Below are 15,306 nucleotides of genomic sequence, written 5' to 3' on the forward strand. Positions count from 1 at the left end.
GTCGCTTAGTTTACAGACACATCAATAGTTTCAGTTGCTGCAACAGAACCGTTTGTGGTGAGCACTGCGACGACATCGTGAACGGTGATTGTTTTAAAGCTCACACGTACGTTGTCATTGGCGCCGGCGTGAACAGCTTGTGATCCGAGCAATTTGCCTTGGCCGTCTGCTGTAAGTTCGTAAACGTCTACAACACCAGCTGAAGAAGCGCGCACAAGGTCAAGTTCGACATATGATTTCAGGTCTTGTGAGTTGTCTGTGAAGATGTAGTCGGATGCGAAAGCGGAAGAACCGGCTGCGATAAGTACGGCTGCTGCGGCGAGTGTTTTTACGGAAGTGTTAAACATGGTGTGTCCTTTCAAGACGAATAATAGTTTGTGTCTGGCGGCGTGCCCTAGTGGCTTCATTGCTGCCTTGCCAATTGAAATAGACGCTTCAGCTGAAATTGTAAGGCCTTGATTGTTCACAAGAAAAAGAGTGAAATTTGACAAATCCGTGAGTGCGTGGATGCGCAGACTTGGCGCGCAAAGGCACAGACGGAAGTGGATGCGAGCATCGATTAAGATTTGTGAACTTGTGTTGGCTGTGGCGCGAATGAAAAAAGTCGTGGCGCAGCAAAACGATGTCACCAAGGCGGGCCTTGGTGTTTTTTTATGTGTTAATGGCGTCAGTACCGCCTAAAGCTTTATGGGATTTTGGGAGCGGGGCGCAGGATGTTCCCGCGCGCGAGCGCACGGCCTGAAAGACATCGCTCAGATAGATGCCGCGGCGCTCTAGGGTGCAGGCGGTTAGAATGAGTGCGTCTTTGGTGTGCTCAGAGGTGTACTCAGATTGAGGGCGCAGACTTTAGGTGCTATATTATTTCACACGGAAAAGGCGCTTCACATCAAGAGTTGAGATTACATTGAAAAGGACGTGCCGCATCCGCATGACGATGTGGCGTTCGGGTTCTCAATCACAAACCGCGCGCCGATCAGTTCTTCAGTAAAGTCGATCACAGCGTTTTCCAAAAATGGCAAAGACACTGGATCGATCACTACAATCGATCCGTCACTTTTAAGCACAACATCATCCTCAGCCGGATCATCAAGCGTGATGTCATACTGAAACCCTGAACAGCCGCCACCATCGACAGCCACGCGCAATGCTTTCACATCGCCAAGTTCGGCGTTAATTTCAGCAAGCCGTGCAAAGGCGCGTGGGGTGACTTGGGGCGGCAAAGTGAGTGTCATAATCTGTGCAATGCTCTTGATAGGCGACATTTTTAGCGAAACCTTTGAATTTACAGGCTTCGGCGTTTGTCGCGGTGTACATCTTTCAATATAAGGGGCGTAACGACGCACGACAAGGACAGTCCATGCTCAAATCCTATGCAAGCCAACCGATGGAAACCCGCGGACGGCTTTATACCGAGACACTTTCGACATTTCGTTCGCCTTTTCAACGGGATCGCGACCGTATCATTCATTCGTCGGCCTTTCGCCGCCTCAAACATAAGACGCAAGTTTTTGTCGAACATGAAGGCGATTACTACCGCACACGTCTGACCCATTCGATTGAGGTCGCGCAAGTGGCGCGCACCATCGCAGGCGCTTTGGGACTGAATGAAGGTTTGGCCGAGGCCATCGCCTTGGCGCATGATCTGGGCCATTCGCCTTTCGGGCACACGGGCGAGGACGCTTTGGTAGAGCTGATGGCGCCTTATGGCGGCTTTGATCACAACGCGCAGGCCTTGCGGATCGTCACCAAGTTGGAAAAGCATTACGCCGATTTCGACGGGCTGAACCTGACCTGGGAAAGCTTAGAAGGTATCGCCAAACACAACGGGCCCATTATAGGCCCCAACGCTGACCCGAAAAAACACCCCTCAGATGCGCCTATTCCCTATGCGCTGAAAGATGTGAACGACCAGTTCGATCTGGAACTACACACTTTTGCCTCGGCTGAGGCGCAGGTGGCGGCCATCGCGGATGATGTCGCCTACAATCACCATGATTTGCACGATGGCTTGCGCGCAGGGTTGTTTACCGCTGAGGATTTGATGGAGCTGCCATTGACGGGACCAGCCTATGAAGAAGTAGATCGCCTGTATCCGGACCTTGATCGTAACAGGCGCGACCACGAGGCTTTGCGGCGGATTTTCGGTTATATGGTCGAGGATGTGATCACCATCGCCAACAATCGGCTGAGCAGTGCGATGCCTGAAACCGCGCAAGATATTCGTGATATGGACCGCACAATCATTCGGTTTTCCAAGCCGTTTTTTCAGAATTTAAAAGCGATTAAATCTTTTCTTTTCAAAAGAATGTATCGTGCACCTTCTGTTATTGTTGAACGTAAGCGTGTTACCGCGATGGTCAATGCGCTGTTCCCGCTGTTCATGGAAAAACCAGAGCTGTTGCCCGAAGAATGGCGCCAAGAGATTGCTGTTGCGCAAAGTGACACGGATTTGGCGCGTATCGTTTTGGATTACGTTGCAGGTATGACGGATCGTTTTGCCATACAAGAATATGAACGCTTGTTTGAGGCGGCACAGTAGCGTTTGAGCGCACAGCTCAATCTGAAGCCTCAATACCTGTGATCTAAAAAGGAGCTGCGACATGGCCACCGAACATCTGGCTGGATTAACGACAGTTCAAGCTTTCGCCCTTGTCGGTGCGGCTGGCGTGGGCGCGCAATGGATCGCTTGGCGGCTCAAACTGCCTGCAATCGTTGTGATGCTGGCTGTTGGTCTGTTGATAGGGCCAGTGTTTGGTGTATTTGAGCCCGCGCGCGACATCGGGCCTATTGTGCAGCCTTTGATATCCTTGGCCGTGGCCGTCATTTTGTTTGAAGGCGGGCTGACGCTTGAACTGCACAAGCTGGGGGATGCGCGCCAAGGCGTCAAACGCTTGGTCTGTATCGGCGCGCCTTTGGGTTGGCTTTTGTCGTCTTTGGCGCTGCATTTCGGGGCAGGGCTCGGTTGGGAAACTTCGGCCGTGTTTGGTGGAATTATGGTGGTCACAGGGCCAACAGTGATCGCACCTCTGCTGCGCCAAGCCAAGCTTGATAAGCGACCCGCCAGTCTGTTGCAGTGGGAGGCCATCGTCAACGATCCTATCGGTGCTTTGGCCGCCGTTTTGGCCTTCGAGTTCGTCTTAGTGTTCCACGAGGCGGAAAGTCTTATGGCTGCCTTGGGGCAGTTGACCATCGGATTTATTGTGGCTTTGGTTGTGGGCTTGGTCACAGGACTGGGCCTTGCGCGCATGTTTAAACGCGGACAAGTGCCTGAATATATGAAGGTGCCTGTGCTTTTCGCGACGCTTTTGGTCTGCTTTGCTGTGCCCGACATGTTGTTGCACGAAAGTGGGCTGTTGGCCGTGACCGTGATGGGCTTGGTGATCGCCAATGCCGATCTGCCGTCCTTTGTTGAACTGCGTCGGTTCAAAGAACACGCAACGATCCTTTTGGTCTCGGGCGTGTTTATTTTGTTGGCGGCCTCGCTTGATTTTGCCTCGCTGGGGCAATTGACATGGCGCGCGGCCGTTTTCGTTGGTCTGATCGTCTTGGTGGCGCGACCTTTGACGGTGTTCATATCGTTGATCGGCACGAACTTACCGCGCAATGAGCGGATCTTGATCGCGTTCACCGGTCCGCGCGGCGTGGTGTTGGTCGCTGTCGCGGGGCTGTTTGGCGAACGTTTGGCTGCGGCTGGCATTATGGACGGGGCCGTCATCGGCCCGCTGGCTTTCGCATTGGTTATGGTCACGGTTGTGCTGCACGGATTCACGCTGGCGCCTTTTGCGCGTTTGCTTGGACTGGCCGCAACTGGCACGCCTGGGGTGATGTTGGTCGGCGGATCACGGTTCACCACCGCTTTGGGCGAGGCCTTGCAAAAAGAAGGCGTGCCAGTGATCGTCGCCGACACCAATCACGCCCGTCTCATTCGGCCGCGCGCCCATAGCGTGCCTGTGTTCTACGGCGATGTCTTGTCAGAGGCTGCAGAGCATTCGGTGGAAATGCTGTCCTATCAAACGGTGATCGCCGCCAGTGAAAACGATGCTTATAATACGCTTGTGGCAACAGATTTGAGCGCAGAATTTGGTCGCGAACAGATATGGCAAATCGCGCCGCATAAAAGTGACAAAGCAAACCACGCCTTGCCGACGCAACTGGGTGGGCGACCTTTTGGGACGGGTCGAAATTTTGATGATCTCGAAGGTCTGATGAAAGAGGGTTGGATGGTTCACATCACCAGTTTGAGCGATATATTTGGCTTTGATGACTGGAAAGAAACGCATCCAGAGGCCAAGCTTTTTGGGCTTTTGGCTGAGAGTGGCGCTGTGAAACGCATGTCACCTGACGATGTTGAGTTGTTGTTTCCGAACAGGGCCGCGGCCAAGATTGACGCATTACCAGAGGACCGTCGCGCTGCGGCCAAAGCCGAATTGATGCGACGCATGAGTGATGCCAAATTGTCTGCCGTCCGCGCACGTCTGACAGGGCCCACTCGTTTAATCAGTTTAATCCCGCCTGAGACTGTTTGAGCGTCACAACACGACTTTCATTGATCGTCTTTATATGTGCGCAACGCGAAGATTTGAACCGTTTTGGGGCGTTGACCTGAGCGCGGGGAATGATAAACCCGTGCCAACTCACCAGAAGAGACAAATACCATGAACCTATTCGCCGATATCCGCGCCCTTGTCATCAATAGCCTCACTGAATTGACCGCTGAGGGCATTCTGCCTGACGGTCTATCCTTTGACAATGTTGCTGTTGAGCCGCCACGCGATGCGTTGCACGGCGATATGGCGACCAATGCGGCGATGGTTTTGGCCAAACCCGCCAAGTCCAACCCGCGTGTGATTGCGCAGGCTTTGGCGGATAAACTTGCGACCGATCCACGGGTCGAGAGTGTCGATGTGGCGGGCCCAGGGTTTATCAATTTGCGCTTGAGCCAAGACATTTGGGGCGGCTTGGTGACCTCTATTTTGACCGACGATGCCTTTGGCAAAAGCGCGCTTGGTGCGGGCAAAAAGGTCAATGTTGAATATGTCTCAGCCAATCCGACAGGCCCTATGCATGTTGGGCACACACGCGGGGCTGTGTTTGGGGACGCCTTGGCGAGCCTTTTGGATTTTGCCGGTTACGACGTGACGCGCGAATATTACATCAATGATGGTGGCGGTCAGGTCGATACCTTGGCGCGGTCTGTTTATGAGCGCTACCGCGAGGCCAATGGGCTGTCGCCGGAGATTGCAGAAGGTCTGTACCCCGGCGATTACTTGGTGCCTGTTGGCGAGGATCTGAAAGAGAAATACGGCGATAGCCTGATCGGCAAACCTGAATCTGAATGGCTTGCTGATTTCCGCGTGTTTTCAACCGACGCGATGATGGAAATGATCCGTGCAGATTTGGCGATGCTTGGCGTGAAAATGGATAATTTCTTTTCAGAAAAAGCGCTGTACGACACCGGTTTGATCGAAAGCGCTATCGCTGAGTTGAAAGACAAAGGTCTGATTTACCGCGGTACGCTTGAGCCGCCAAAAGGCCAAATGCCGGACGATTGGGAGCCACGCGAGCAGACCTTGTTCAAATCCACCGATCACGGCGATGACGTGGATCGTGCCATTCAAAAATCTGATGGCGCTTGGACCTATTTCGCCCCTGATATCGCGTATCACTATGATAAAGTGCAGCGCGGCTATGATGAGATCATCGATATCTTCGGCGCCGATCACGGTGGCTATGTCAAACGGATGAAAGCGGCTGTCTCTGCCTTGTCAGACGGCAAAGTGGCTTGTGATATCAAGCTGGTGCAACTTGTGAAACTGTTCAAAAACGGCGCTGAGTTCAAAATGTCCAAACGGGCAGGGACTTTCGTGACCTTGAACGATGTGGTCGAGCAGGCTGGCAAAGATGTGACCCGTTTCATCATGTTGACGCGCAAAAACGATGCGTCCTTGGATTTCGATTTCGACAAGGTGCTTGAACAGTCCAAAGACAACCCTGTGTTTTATGTTCAATACGCCCACGCGCGGGTTTGTTCTGTGTTGCGCAAAGCTGATGCTGCTGGTGTGGTTTTGACCGATACGCCAAAATTTGACGATCCGGTTGAAATCACATTGGCCCGCAAACTGGCCGATTGGCCGCGTCAGGTCGAAATCGCTGCGAAATCGCACGAACCGCACCGTATTGCTTTCTACCTCTATGAGCTGGCTTCAGATTTCCACGCGCTGTGGAACAAGGGCAATGACAAGCCGGAACTGCGCTTTTTACAAGATGACCTAAATGCATCATCGGCAAAAATTGCCCTGCCACGGGCCGTTGCCGTTGTTATTTCTGCAGGATTGGGTATTCTAGGTGTAACGCCGGCACAAGAGATGCGTTAAAAATAAGCACCTGTGCCGGATGTCGGGGAATGAATTGGAACGTTAGTTTTCAAACATTTTCAAGAGCAGGCGATAACCCGTTGTTTTGAAACGGGAAGCGGTAGAGGCAAAGATATGGCGCAGACCTATTCAGCGCGCACGCAGCAGGGCTATGCCCCGCAGGCGGACGCTTATTCATCTGGCTCGCAAGCGGGCCAGAACTCTTCCTATGATCAATACGGCAATGGTCATTTTGTTGATCCTCAGTCGCAGTTTTACGCGCAAGAACTTGATCCGCACGGCCATGATCAACCTTTTTCAGCGGCACAATCTGCTTATACTTATGATGCCTCAGGGCGTGGGTATGCCACCGATGGCACGCCGCTTCGACCCAAACTTGGTGCTGCGCAATGGGGCGGTGCTGCCGTATCTTTGGCGCTCATAGTTGGTTTGGGTATTTGGGGTTACAACTTGATGGCGCGCGATGTCTCTGGCGTGCCTGTGATCCGTGACATGTCGGCCAATGCGCGATTGGTGCCTGAAAACCCCGGTGGTCAATTGGCGATGCACCAAGGCCTGTCGGTGAATTCTGTAACGGCAGACGGCTCTGCCGGTGCGCCTGCGGATACGCTGACTTTGGCCCCACGCCCTATGGCTTTGACTGATGAAGATCGTCCCATGGGCGATACCGTGACTATTGTGTCCAATTATCAACCTGACAACGCCTACACGCAGCCTGCTGAACCTTTGCCAGTTCCGGTGCCTTTGGCGGCTGAAGTTGTTGTGCCTGAGCCGCTTGAACTGTCCGATGTTGAACCTGTGGCCGCAGATGCAAGCGTTGACTTGGCCCCTAAGGTTGACTTGGCCCCTAAGATAGGCGCGTTCACGCGGTCGCCTTTGCCGAAAGCGCGCCCCGTCCGTTTGGCCGCTATCGCGCCGACGGATGTGACTGCGCCTGCTGCGATTGCTGGCGCGAATTTGAACGATGTTGCAGGTGATATTTTGGCAGCCCTCGGTTCTGAGGATGAAGTGCCAACGTCGCAAGTGGCTGTTGGCACGCCTTTGGTTCAGTTTGGTGCGTTTCAAAACGAAGATATTGCGCGGGCCGAATGGGACCGTCTGGTGTCAAGATTTGACGCTTTGATGGAAGACAAAACCCGTATCATTGAACAGGCCGAATCTGGTGGCAGAACCTTTTATCGTCTGCGCGCCCTTGGCTTTGCTGATGCGGCTGATAGCAATCGGTTCTGCGCAGCTTTGACCGCGAGCAATGCGGCCTGTGTGCCTGCGCGCCAACGCTAGCGCGCAGATGGGGCAGGGTGCATATATCTTTGGCTGTGAGGGCTTGGAACTTTCGCCGCTCGAGGCGCAGTTCTTTCGTGACGCAAACCCATGGGGGTTTATTCTTTTTGCGCGCAATGTCGAGACAAAAGAACAGCTTAGACGTTTAACAAACGATTTGCGTGACACAGTAGGCTGGCACGCGCCGATTTTGATCGATCAAGAAGGCGGGCGAGTCCAGCGTTTGCGTGGCCCGATTTGGCGTGAATTTGAACCGCCGCTTGACGATATCTTGACCAAATCTGATCCCAAACGCGCCATGTGGCTGCGGGGACGATTGATCGCAGATGATTTGGCGGGTGTGGGCATTGATGTGAATTGCGCGCCGACTTTGGATGTTGCCAGTGATCTGACCCATCCGTTTTTGCGCAATCGCTGTTATGGCACTGACCCCGCAACAGTGGCCCATATGGGCCGTGCTATGGTTGACGGAATGGCCGCAGGTGGCGTAGCTGCGGTGATGAAGCATATCCCAGGACATGGGCGCGGCACGGCAGACAGTCACAAAAATCTGCCGCGAGTATCGGCATCGCGTGCCAAACTTGAGGTGGACTTTGTGCCATTCAAAGCCTTGAATGATCTTCCTATGGGAATGTCCGCGCATATCGTGATGGAGGCGATTGATCCAGAACGTCCAGCCACACAAAGCCCCGCCTGTATTGATGTGATCCGCAATGAGATCGGCTTTAACGGCTTACTTATGACCGATGATCTGTCAATGCAGGCGCTAGATGGCACTGTGTTTGAACGCGGCCACAAAGCGCTTGAGGCAGGATGTGATATTGTGCTGCATTGCAATGGTGATTTGATTGAGATGCAAAGCGTCGCCGCGCTTGGATACATGAGTGATCTTGCACAACGTCGCGCAGATTACGCCGCAAACAGCCGCCCCAAAGCGCCAAGGTTAACGACACAGACCATTGACATTGCTGCGCTGGACGCTGAATTTCAGTCTTTATAAGCGCGGTCAAACAACTGGAGCCGGTTTGAGCCCATGCCACAAGACGATCAATTTGAACTGAGCGATGTGCTGAGTGTCGAGGAGCGGCTTGCGGCCGAGGCCTTGATTGTGGATGTGGACGGCTTTGAAGGCCCGCTTGATTTGCTGCTGACCTTGTCGCGCACGCAAAAAGTTGATCTGCGCACTATTTCTATTTTGCAGCTCGCGCATCAATATTTGGCCTTTGTGGAAAAGGCCAAAGAGCTGCGGATCGAATTGGCCGCTGATTACTTGGTGATGGCGGCTTGGCTCGCATTTTTGAAATCGCGTCTGCTATTGCCCCCTGATCCAACAGATGAAGGCCCGTCAGGCGAAGAGCTTGCTGCGCATTTGGCGTTTCAATTGGCGCGGCTGTCAGCCATGCGCGAGGCGGCGGCGAAATTGATGGCGCGGGATCAAAAGAGCCGTGATTTTTTTGTGCGCGGCATACCGGAAACCATGGATCGCGTGCGCAACGTGACTTATACCGCGTCGCTTTTGGATCTGATGCAAGGCTATGCGCGCATTCGCACCAAAGACGAATTTCGCCCGTTTGTGTTGGATCGAGAGTCAATTTTGTCGATGGAACAAGCGCTTGAGCGGATGCGTGGGCTGATTTCTTTTGCCGGCGATTGGACTGATCTGTCGTCCTATTTGCCTGAAGGCTGGGAACTTGATCCTAAAAAACGCCGATCCGCCACGGCAGCCACCTTTGCGGCGTCATTGGAGCTGGCAAAAGCTGGCAAGATTGAGATTCGCCAAGGCGACACTTTCGCCCCTATTCAAATCAGAAGCGTGAACATCAGATGAGCCAAGATCCAATAATCGCTCCATCGAATACATCCGAAGACGCAGCACAAGACCAAGCCCCACGCGAAAGCCTGTTTGAGGCACCGCCTTTGGCCGAACAAGAACGCATGGTTGAAGCCGTGCTATTTGGCTCTGCTGATCCCGTGAGCCTTGCTGATTTGACCGCGCGCATGCCACATGGCTGTGATCCAAAGGTGGCTTTGGAACAGTTACAGCGTCGCTATGAGGGGCGTGGCGTCCGTGTTGTGCGCGTGAACGAGGCTTGGGCCATTCGCACAGCGCCAGACTTAGGGTTTTTGATGCAAAAGGAAACCATCGAGACGCGTAAACTGTCACGCGCCGCGATCGAGACGTTGGCGATCATCGCCTATCACCAGCCCTGCACACGTGCCGAAATCGAAGAGATTCGGGGCGTTTCTGTGTCTCGTGGGACGATTGATCAGCTGATCGAGATGGAATGGATCAGGTTCGGCCGCAGGCGCATGACGCCGGGGCGCCCAGTGACCTATATCGTGACGCCCATTTTCTTGGATCACTTTGGCCTTGAAAGTGCGCGCGACTTGCCTGGTTTGAAAGAGCTGCGCGCAGCTGGGCTTTTGGAAAGTCGGCCAATGCCTGATATAGGGGACATGTCTGAGGAAGACATCGACGAGCAAGATGATTTGTTTGAGGATGAAAGTTAAGATCGGGGTGCATTAACCCAGCGCCATCTTTGTGGCGTATTGCCCCTGTAGTGAACTTTAAAACAGAACCAAAAGTGTTATCTTTAACGGATAGGGCTGTGAAAAAAACGGAGTGGCAGATGAATATCGAGCGAATCTTTAATATGGTGATCCGTCAGGTGATGCGTCGCCTTGTCAACAAAGGTATTGGCGCAGGTATCAACGCGGCGACAAAAGGGCGTGGCGCAGGGCAACAACAGCCAATGCAAACACAACAAAACACGCCAGCCGATATAGAGCAGCAGCAATCAGCCAAACTGATGGCCAAACGCGCGCGCAAAGCTGCCAAGCTAGGTCGTCGGCTTTAGGGCACCATAGTGTGTTGTGCCTTTGAACTAAAATCGCATGTTGCGTAGTTTGGGCAATCTTTTGCCTGTTTTTAAATCTAGAACTCTAGCCTTCAACACGTTTACACTTTGTTAACCTTTTGGCCGCACTTCTTTCATATTGCTTTGTGAATTTTGTCTTAAGGATGGAGCTGGCGTCAAAATGGTATGTGTGAAGGACGGCCATATATGGGTCGCATGACAAAACTTGTCTCCGGATTTGGCCAATTGGGGTCTGTCGGTTTTGGACCCGCGCTTGTCGCTTTGAAGTTGCAAAAGCTTTTGGCCTTTTTGGGTGCCGCGGGTGCCATGGCTTTGTTCTTTTCCATAGTCATGCATATTCAAATTTTCTCAACAGTGTCTCGCGTGAACGACATGCATGGTCTTACAGCGACATGTTTGTTGCTTTTGGCTGTAGCTATCATGGGGCGACGAGGATTTCGCAAAGCAACGCATATTCGTGACGCTGCATTTGCTTTGATCGCGTTACTCGCATCATCGCGCATTTGCGAGGCGCTCCTTTGGCAAAATTTAACGTTTTCGTCTGATATTGAATCCTTATTGGGACTGACCTTAGATCAACATAGTCCGATGGGTTTGAGTACGGCGCTAAGCCTGTTTCTATTGAGTGCAGGAGCCTTCTTGCGGCACCGCGCTTCATCGGTCTCTATCGTGATGATTTTAACAGGATTGGTCTTGCCGAGTGTTTCTGCCCTGGGCTTCTCCTATCATCATCGCGGTTTAGACGGCCAAATGTCCTTGGCGACGACTGTATTATTGCTAACGCTTGGCGGAGCTGAACTGCTTTTGTTTGTGCGCTCTTCACTTCTGCGTCCGTTTTTAACCACGTCATCTTGGGGGCGAATGGCGCGCTTGCAAATGATTATTGTCATAGGTGGAACGTGGCTTATCGGATTTTTTGCGGACCGGACTAGTTTTGACGGCGCAGTCGAAACAGTCGTTGCTGGGGTGATTTGGTTGTTTTTGGTGACAATGCTGATCACGGGCCCAATGTTTGAGCGGGTCGATCGTGATAGACGAGCATTGGAGCGTGAGCTGACCCGAAAGGCGAACATTGATCCACTCACGGGCCTGTGGAATCGGCGCGCGGTCCGTGAGATGCAGGCTTTCGGATCGTCAAATGACGAAGAAACGCGGTTGTCGAGGGCCGACCAAATTGGCGTTATTATGGCAGATGTTGATATGTTTAAACGCATCAATGATGTCGCGGGGCATGAAGAAGGTGACAGGGTGCTCCGTAACATCGCACGGGTGTTGCGCGAACGCGTACGCGGCCTTGATGTTGTAGCGCGTTGGGGAGGTGAAGAATTTTTGATTCTTTTGCCTGATCTGTCGCTTGAAAGGACAATGGAAGTGGCACAGGTTTTGCGTGTTGCTGTGGCGACGTACGTTAAATGGTCGAACAATGGAGATTTTGAATCCGTGACACTTTCTATTGGCGTAACATCCATGAATGAAAAAGTCGGAAAGTCTCTCGAAATTGCGTTAAAAGATGCAGATCACGCGCTCTATGCAGCCAAATCTCTCGGACGAAACCGCGTGATGCTTTATGGCGATTTGATGCGCAAAGTGTCAAAAGATACGGCTAGAGACATATTACTCAACCGCTCCGTGCATTGACCTGAACACCTAGGCGACAAGACACATATGTCTACCGATGCAGTCAATTGGCTTGGATTCTGTGACTTAGTTGGGTGATTTGAAGTGCTTCGACAGTTTCAGGCCTTGCCCTTGGTAATTGGACGCCAGATCAGCGCCATACAAACGGTTTGGAACCTCTTTCATGCGCTCATACACTAGGCGCCCGACGATTTGCCCGTGTTCCAATACAAAAGGGGCCTCATGGCATCGCACTTCTAATACGCCACGCGATCCTGCGCCACCTGCGTTGGCATGGCCAAAACCGGGGTCGAAAAAGCCAGCGTAATGCACGCGGAATTCGCCAACCATCGCTAGATAAGGCGCCATTTCAGCCGCCATTTCTGGTGGAATATGGACGGCTTCACGACTGACCAAAATATAGAACGCGCCAGGGTCCAAAATGATCCGCCCGTCTTTGGTGTGGATCTGTTCCCAATAGTCAGCAGGATCGTAGTGCCCGATATTATCAAGGTCGATCACGCCCGTATGCGGTTTGGCTCGGTACCCAACAAGATCGCCCTCAGTAGGGCGCAGATCGACAGAAAATCCCAAACCTTGATCGATCACCACTTCGCCATCAACAAGTGGGCTGTGCATATGCAGTTCGTGCAATTCGGGATCACTCAAAACCGCTTGGCCTTCACGAAAGCGAATTTGATTAAGGCGCATCCCTGGACGCACAAGAACAGAAAAAGACCGAGGACAAATTTCAGCAAAAAGCGGACCAGAGTACCCCGGTGCGATGCGATCAAATTCGACACCCTCATCGGTGATCAGACGGGTTAATAGATCAAGGCGACCTGTGGAACTCTTAGCATTTGCAACGGCTTGCACGGATTGCGGCAGGTTCAAGCTTTCCATCAAAGGCACAACATAGACGCAGCCTTTTTCCAAAACGGCACCATGACTCAGGTCGATTTGATGCATTTCGAATTCTGTTAGGCGATCCGCGACTGAGTTGCCAGCGCCCGCCAAAAACGAAGCACGCACGCGCCATGCACGATTGCCAAGACGCAAGTCCAATGATGCAGGTTGAATTTGTTCAGGAATGACAGACGGCGTGGCGGTTATGGCCCCGTTTTCGATCATGTTTTGAATTGCTTGATCTGCGAGTACGCCCATCATCTATCCCCAATCTCTACCGTTTTTTATTGTGATTGTGCTTAACGCAAAAATGCCCGCTGCGATAGACGCATGCGGGCATTTTTGTGGGGGTTTAGTGGTCGGGCTAGCAGGACTCGAACCTGCGACCTTCCGTCCCCCAGACGGACGCGCTACCAGACTGCGCTATAGCCCGAACTGACGCCTTTCTAATGATTTTGTTAGGCGGGGCAAGCGCGAAATGTGCATTTGTATCTCGTGCTTGTTGTATTTCTGTTCAAAGATCTATCCGGTTCGTAACAGTCTTGCTTTGAGTGCCGTAACGCGGTTAAAAATGGCTTGAACCTGCTGTGGGTCTGAGGCCAGCGCGTTTTTATTAAGCCTTCCAAGCACACCTTCAGGTACATCAAGACCCATCGCATCATCTTCTAAATCATTAGAAATTGCATCGGTTGGTAGGTTCTGGATGGGATATTCTTGGGGTACGTCGCCAACTGGCTCAGTGAGCGTAACTTCAAATTCTTGTAGATCTTTTAAAGTTTCAGACAGCTCATCTGAGTTACCCTGTTGGCTCTCAGGCTCTGAAATGTCCTGTGAAGTCCCTTTGTCTGGCTCAAGATGCGCAATTTCTGAAGCCGTCTCTGGGGCAAAGCTATCTGAAACATCTCCACCGAGTTCCGCAACCTGTTCTTCAATTGGCTCAGCAGTTTCTATCGATAGCTCAACGTTGGCTTTTGGCAGGGATCCAACTTCATGAGAAACATCATCATCGGCGTCATGAGTTGCCAGCGCATCTTGCAACGCAGCTTCAAAGGCGGCGTTGTTTGCCAGGGAGGACGCAGTCGAGAGTTCATCCGCTTTAGACGCAGAGTCAAAACCGAAATCAAAGGTGACTTGCGCGGGAGCTGGGGATGTATCTTCAGCAGGAGCCAAGTCTGGTTCTGCAACAGGCGACTCTAACGCCTCCGGTTTGGCTGCGATTTTTTGTGCCGTTGCTCGATGCGCAGGATTCGGTTCAATACTTTCGACGGTTGGAGGACGTGGTGCATCGGTTTCAATCATCAGTGCTTCAGCAGCATCTGTGGTAGACACATCATCCGTATCTGGAAGCGCAGATTCTTCCATAAGCGCTGAGTCAACTGGGGCATCACGTGCAACGGTTTGTGCAAGCGCATTCGGATCAGGTTGCGCAGGAATATCTGATCTAGAAAATGGAATTATTCTTTCTTCTTGCGTCACAGGCGTTTTGTCAAATGCGCCTGTTGGCACGTCCTCGGCCATAGGCGCTGCAGGCACGGGGCCAACAGATTCGCGGGGTGGCTCAACCGGATCGACGCCTTCGATCTGTGGTGACATCGAGGCAACATAGCGCACGCCATGTTCGCGCAGAAGCTTTTGAACGCCGCGAATGGTCATGCCATCGTCGTGAAGAAGCTTTTTAATACCACCGAGGAGAACCATGTCAGATGGACGGTAATACCGTCGTCCGCCTGCGCGCTTGACGGGTTTGACTTGTGAAAAGCGGCTTTCCCAAAAACGCAAAACATGCGCGGGCGTACCGAGCCAATCGGCAACTTCGCTGATCGTTCGAAAAGCGTCGGGCGATTTATCCATTTAACAACAGTGCCTTAGGTTTTATTGCCGTCTGCGACACGGTCTTTCATGAGGTGGGATGGGCGAAAGGTCATCACGCGACGCGCAGGAATAGGGGCTTCATCCCCGGTTTTTGGGTTGCGGCCAACGCGGGCAGATTTGGACCGGACCGAAAAGGTGCCGAAGGAAGAGATTTTGACGGTTTCCCCTTTTACGAGGGCGTCTGACATGTGCTGCAAAACGCTTTCAACAAGCTGTGCAGATTCATTGCGGCTCAGGCCCACTTCGCGAAAAACGGATTCGCTTAGGTCCATACGTGTCAAAGTCTTGCTCATAATTGTCCCCTGTGGTTGATTTAAAATAACAGTGGCAGGTCGCAAAGCATCCGTCAATATCAATGACTTGGGCAACACCGTTCA

Annotated in this window: 14 protein-coding genes and 1 tRNA gene; 9 read left to right on the forward strand and 6 right to left on the reverse strand. The window is 52.4% G+C overall.

What is annotated here, in order from left to right; genetic code table 11:
* Positions 1-5: 5 nt before the first annotated feature.
* Both WNY38_RS01215 and WNY38_RS01220 read right to left on the reverse strand, forming a co-directional pair.
* Complete coding sequence (locus WNY38_RS01215; protein ID WP_342855492.1) at positions 6-347, reverse strand: hypothetical protein; 342 nt, start codon at positions 345-347, stop codon at positions 6-8.
* Positions 348-899: 552 nt separating this feature from the next.
* Positions 900-1,232, reverse strand: a complete 333-nt coding sequence (locus WNY38_RS01220; RefSeq protein ID WP_342855804.1) for an iron-sulfur cluster assembly accessory protein — start codon at positions 1,230-1,232, stop codon at positions 900-902.
* A 125-nt stretch (positions 1,233-1,357) separates the two neighbouring features.
* On the opposite strand from WNY38_RS01220, the gene WNY38_RS01225 reads away from it, so the two are divergent.
* From WNY38_RS01225 to WNY38_RS01265, 9 genes are all read left to right on the forward strand, one after another.
* Complete coding sequence (locus WNY38_RS01225) at positions 1,358-2,539, forward strand: deoxyguanosinetriphosphate triphosphohydrolase (protein WP_342855493.1); 1,182 nt, start codon at positions 1,358-1,360, stop codon at positions 2,537-2,539.
* Positions 2,540-2,600: 61 nt separating this feature from the next.
* Positions 2,601-4,526 (forward strand): sodium:proton antiporter, encoded by a 1,926-nt coding sequence (locus WNY38_RS01230; protein ID WP_342855494.1) that lies wholly within the window; start codon positions 2,601-2,603, stop codon positions 4,524-4,526.
* Between the two features lie 129 nt (positions 4,527-4,655).
* Positions 4,656-6,374 (forward strand): arginine--tRNA ligase, encoded by a 1,719-nt coding sequence (gene argS / locus WNY38_RS01235; protein ID WP_342855495.1) that lies wholly within the window; start codon positions 4,656-4,658, stop codon positions 6,372-6,374.
* Positions 6,375-6,488: 114 nt separating this feature from the next.
* The gene (locus WNY38_RS01240; protein WP_342855496.1) at positions 6,489-7,655 is read left to right on the forward strand and encodes an SPOR domain-containing protein; all 1,167 of its coding nucleotides are present in this window, start codon (positions 6,489-6,491) and stop codon (positions 7,653-7,655) included.
* Entirely contained in the window at positions 7,624-8,655 is a 1,032-nt protein-coding gene (locus WNY38_RS01245; RefSeq protein WP_342855497.1) for a glycoside hydrolase family 3 protein, read from the forward strand. Before WNY38_RS01240 ends, WNY38_RS01245 begins: the two co-directional genes overlap by 32 nt.
* A 33-nt stretch (positions 8,656-8,688) precedes the next feature.
* Positions 8,689-9,483 (forward strand): ScpA family protein, encoded by a 795-nt coding sequence (locus tag WNY38_RS01250; RefSeq protein ID WP_342855498.1) that lies wholly within the window; start codon positions 8,689-8,691, stop codon positions 9,481-9,483.
* 107 nt (positions 9,484-9,590) lie between these two features.
* Entirely contained in the window at positions 9,591-10,166 is a 576-nt protein-coding gene (gene scpB, locus WNY38_RS01255) for an SMC-Scp complex subunit ScpB (RefSeq protein ID WP_342855805.1), read from the forward strand.
* Positions 10,167-10,285: 119 nt separating this feature from the next.
* Positions 10,286-10,513 (forward strand): hypothetical protein, encoded by a 228-nt coding sequence (locus WNY38_RS01260; RefSeq protein WP_342855499.1) that lies wholly within the window; start codon positions 10,286-10,288, stop codon positions 10,511-10,513.
* Positions 10,514-10,720: 207 nt separating this feature from the next.
* On the forward strand, positions 10,721-12,172 hold the full coding sequence (locus WNY38_RS01265; protein ID WP_342855500.1) for a GGDEF domain-containing protein: 1,452 nt from the start codon (positions 10,721-10,723) through the stop codon (positions 12,170-12,172).
* A 66-nt stretch (positions 12,173-12,238) separates the two neighbouring features.
* On the opposite strand, the gene WNY38_RS01270 is transcribed toward WNY38_RS01265, so the two are convergent.
* The 4 genes from WNY38_RS01270 to ihfA form a co-directional block, all read right to left on the reverse strand.
* Entirely contained in the window at positions 12,239-13,318 is a 1,080-nt protein-coding gene (locus WNY38_RS01270; RefSeq protein WP_342855501.1) for a 2'-deoxycytidine 5'-triphosphate deaminase, read from the reverse strand.
* Between the two features lie 95 nt (positions 13,319-13,413).
* Positions 13,414-13,490, reverse strand: a tRNA-Pro gene (locus WNY38_RS01275).
* Positions 13,491-13,579: 89 nt separating this feature from the next.
* Positions 13,580-14,908: a MerR family transcriptional regulator gene (locus WNY38_RS01280; protein WP_342855502.1), complete on the reverse strand. Its 1,329-nt coding sequence runs from the start codon at positions 14,906-14,908 to the stop codon at positions 13,580-13,582.
* A gap of 14 nt (positions 14,909-14,922) precedes the next feature.
* Entirely contained in the window at positions 14,923-15,225 is a 303-nt protein-coding gene (gene ihfA / locus WNY38_RS01285) for an integration host factor subunit alpha (RefSeq protein WP_342855806.1), read from the reverse strand.
* Positions 15,226-15,306: the final 81 nt, after the last annotated feature.

The sequence above is a fragment of the Pacificibacter sp. AS14 genome (assembly GCF_038899935.1).
Classification (GTDB): Bacteria; Pseudomonadota; Alphaproteobacteria; order Rhodobacterales; family Rhodobacteraceae; genus Celeribacter.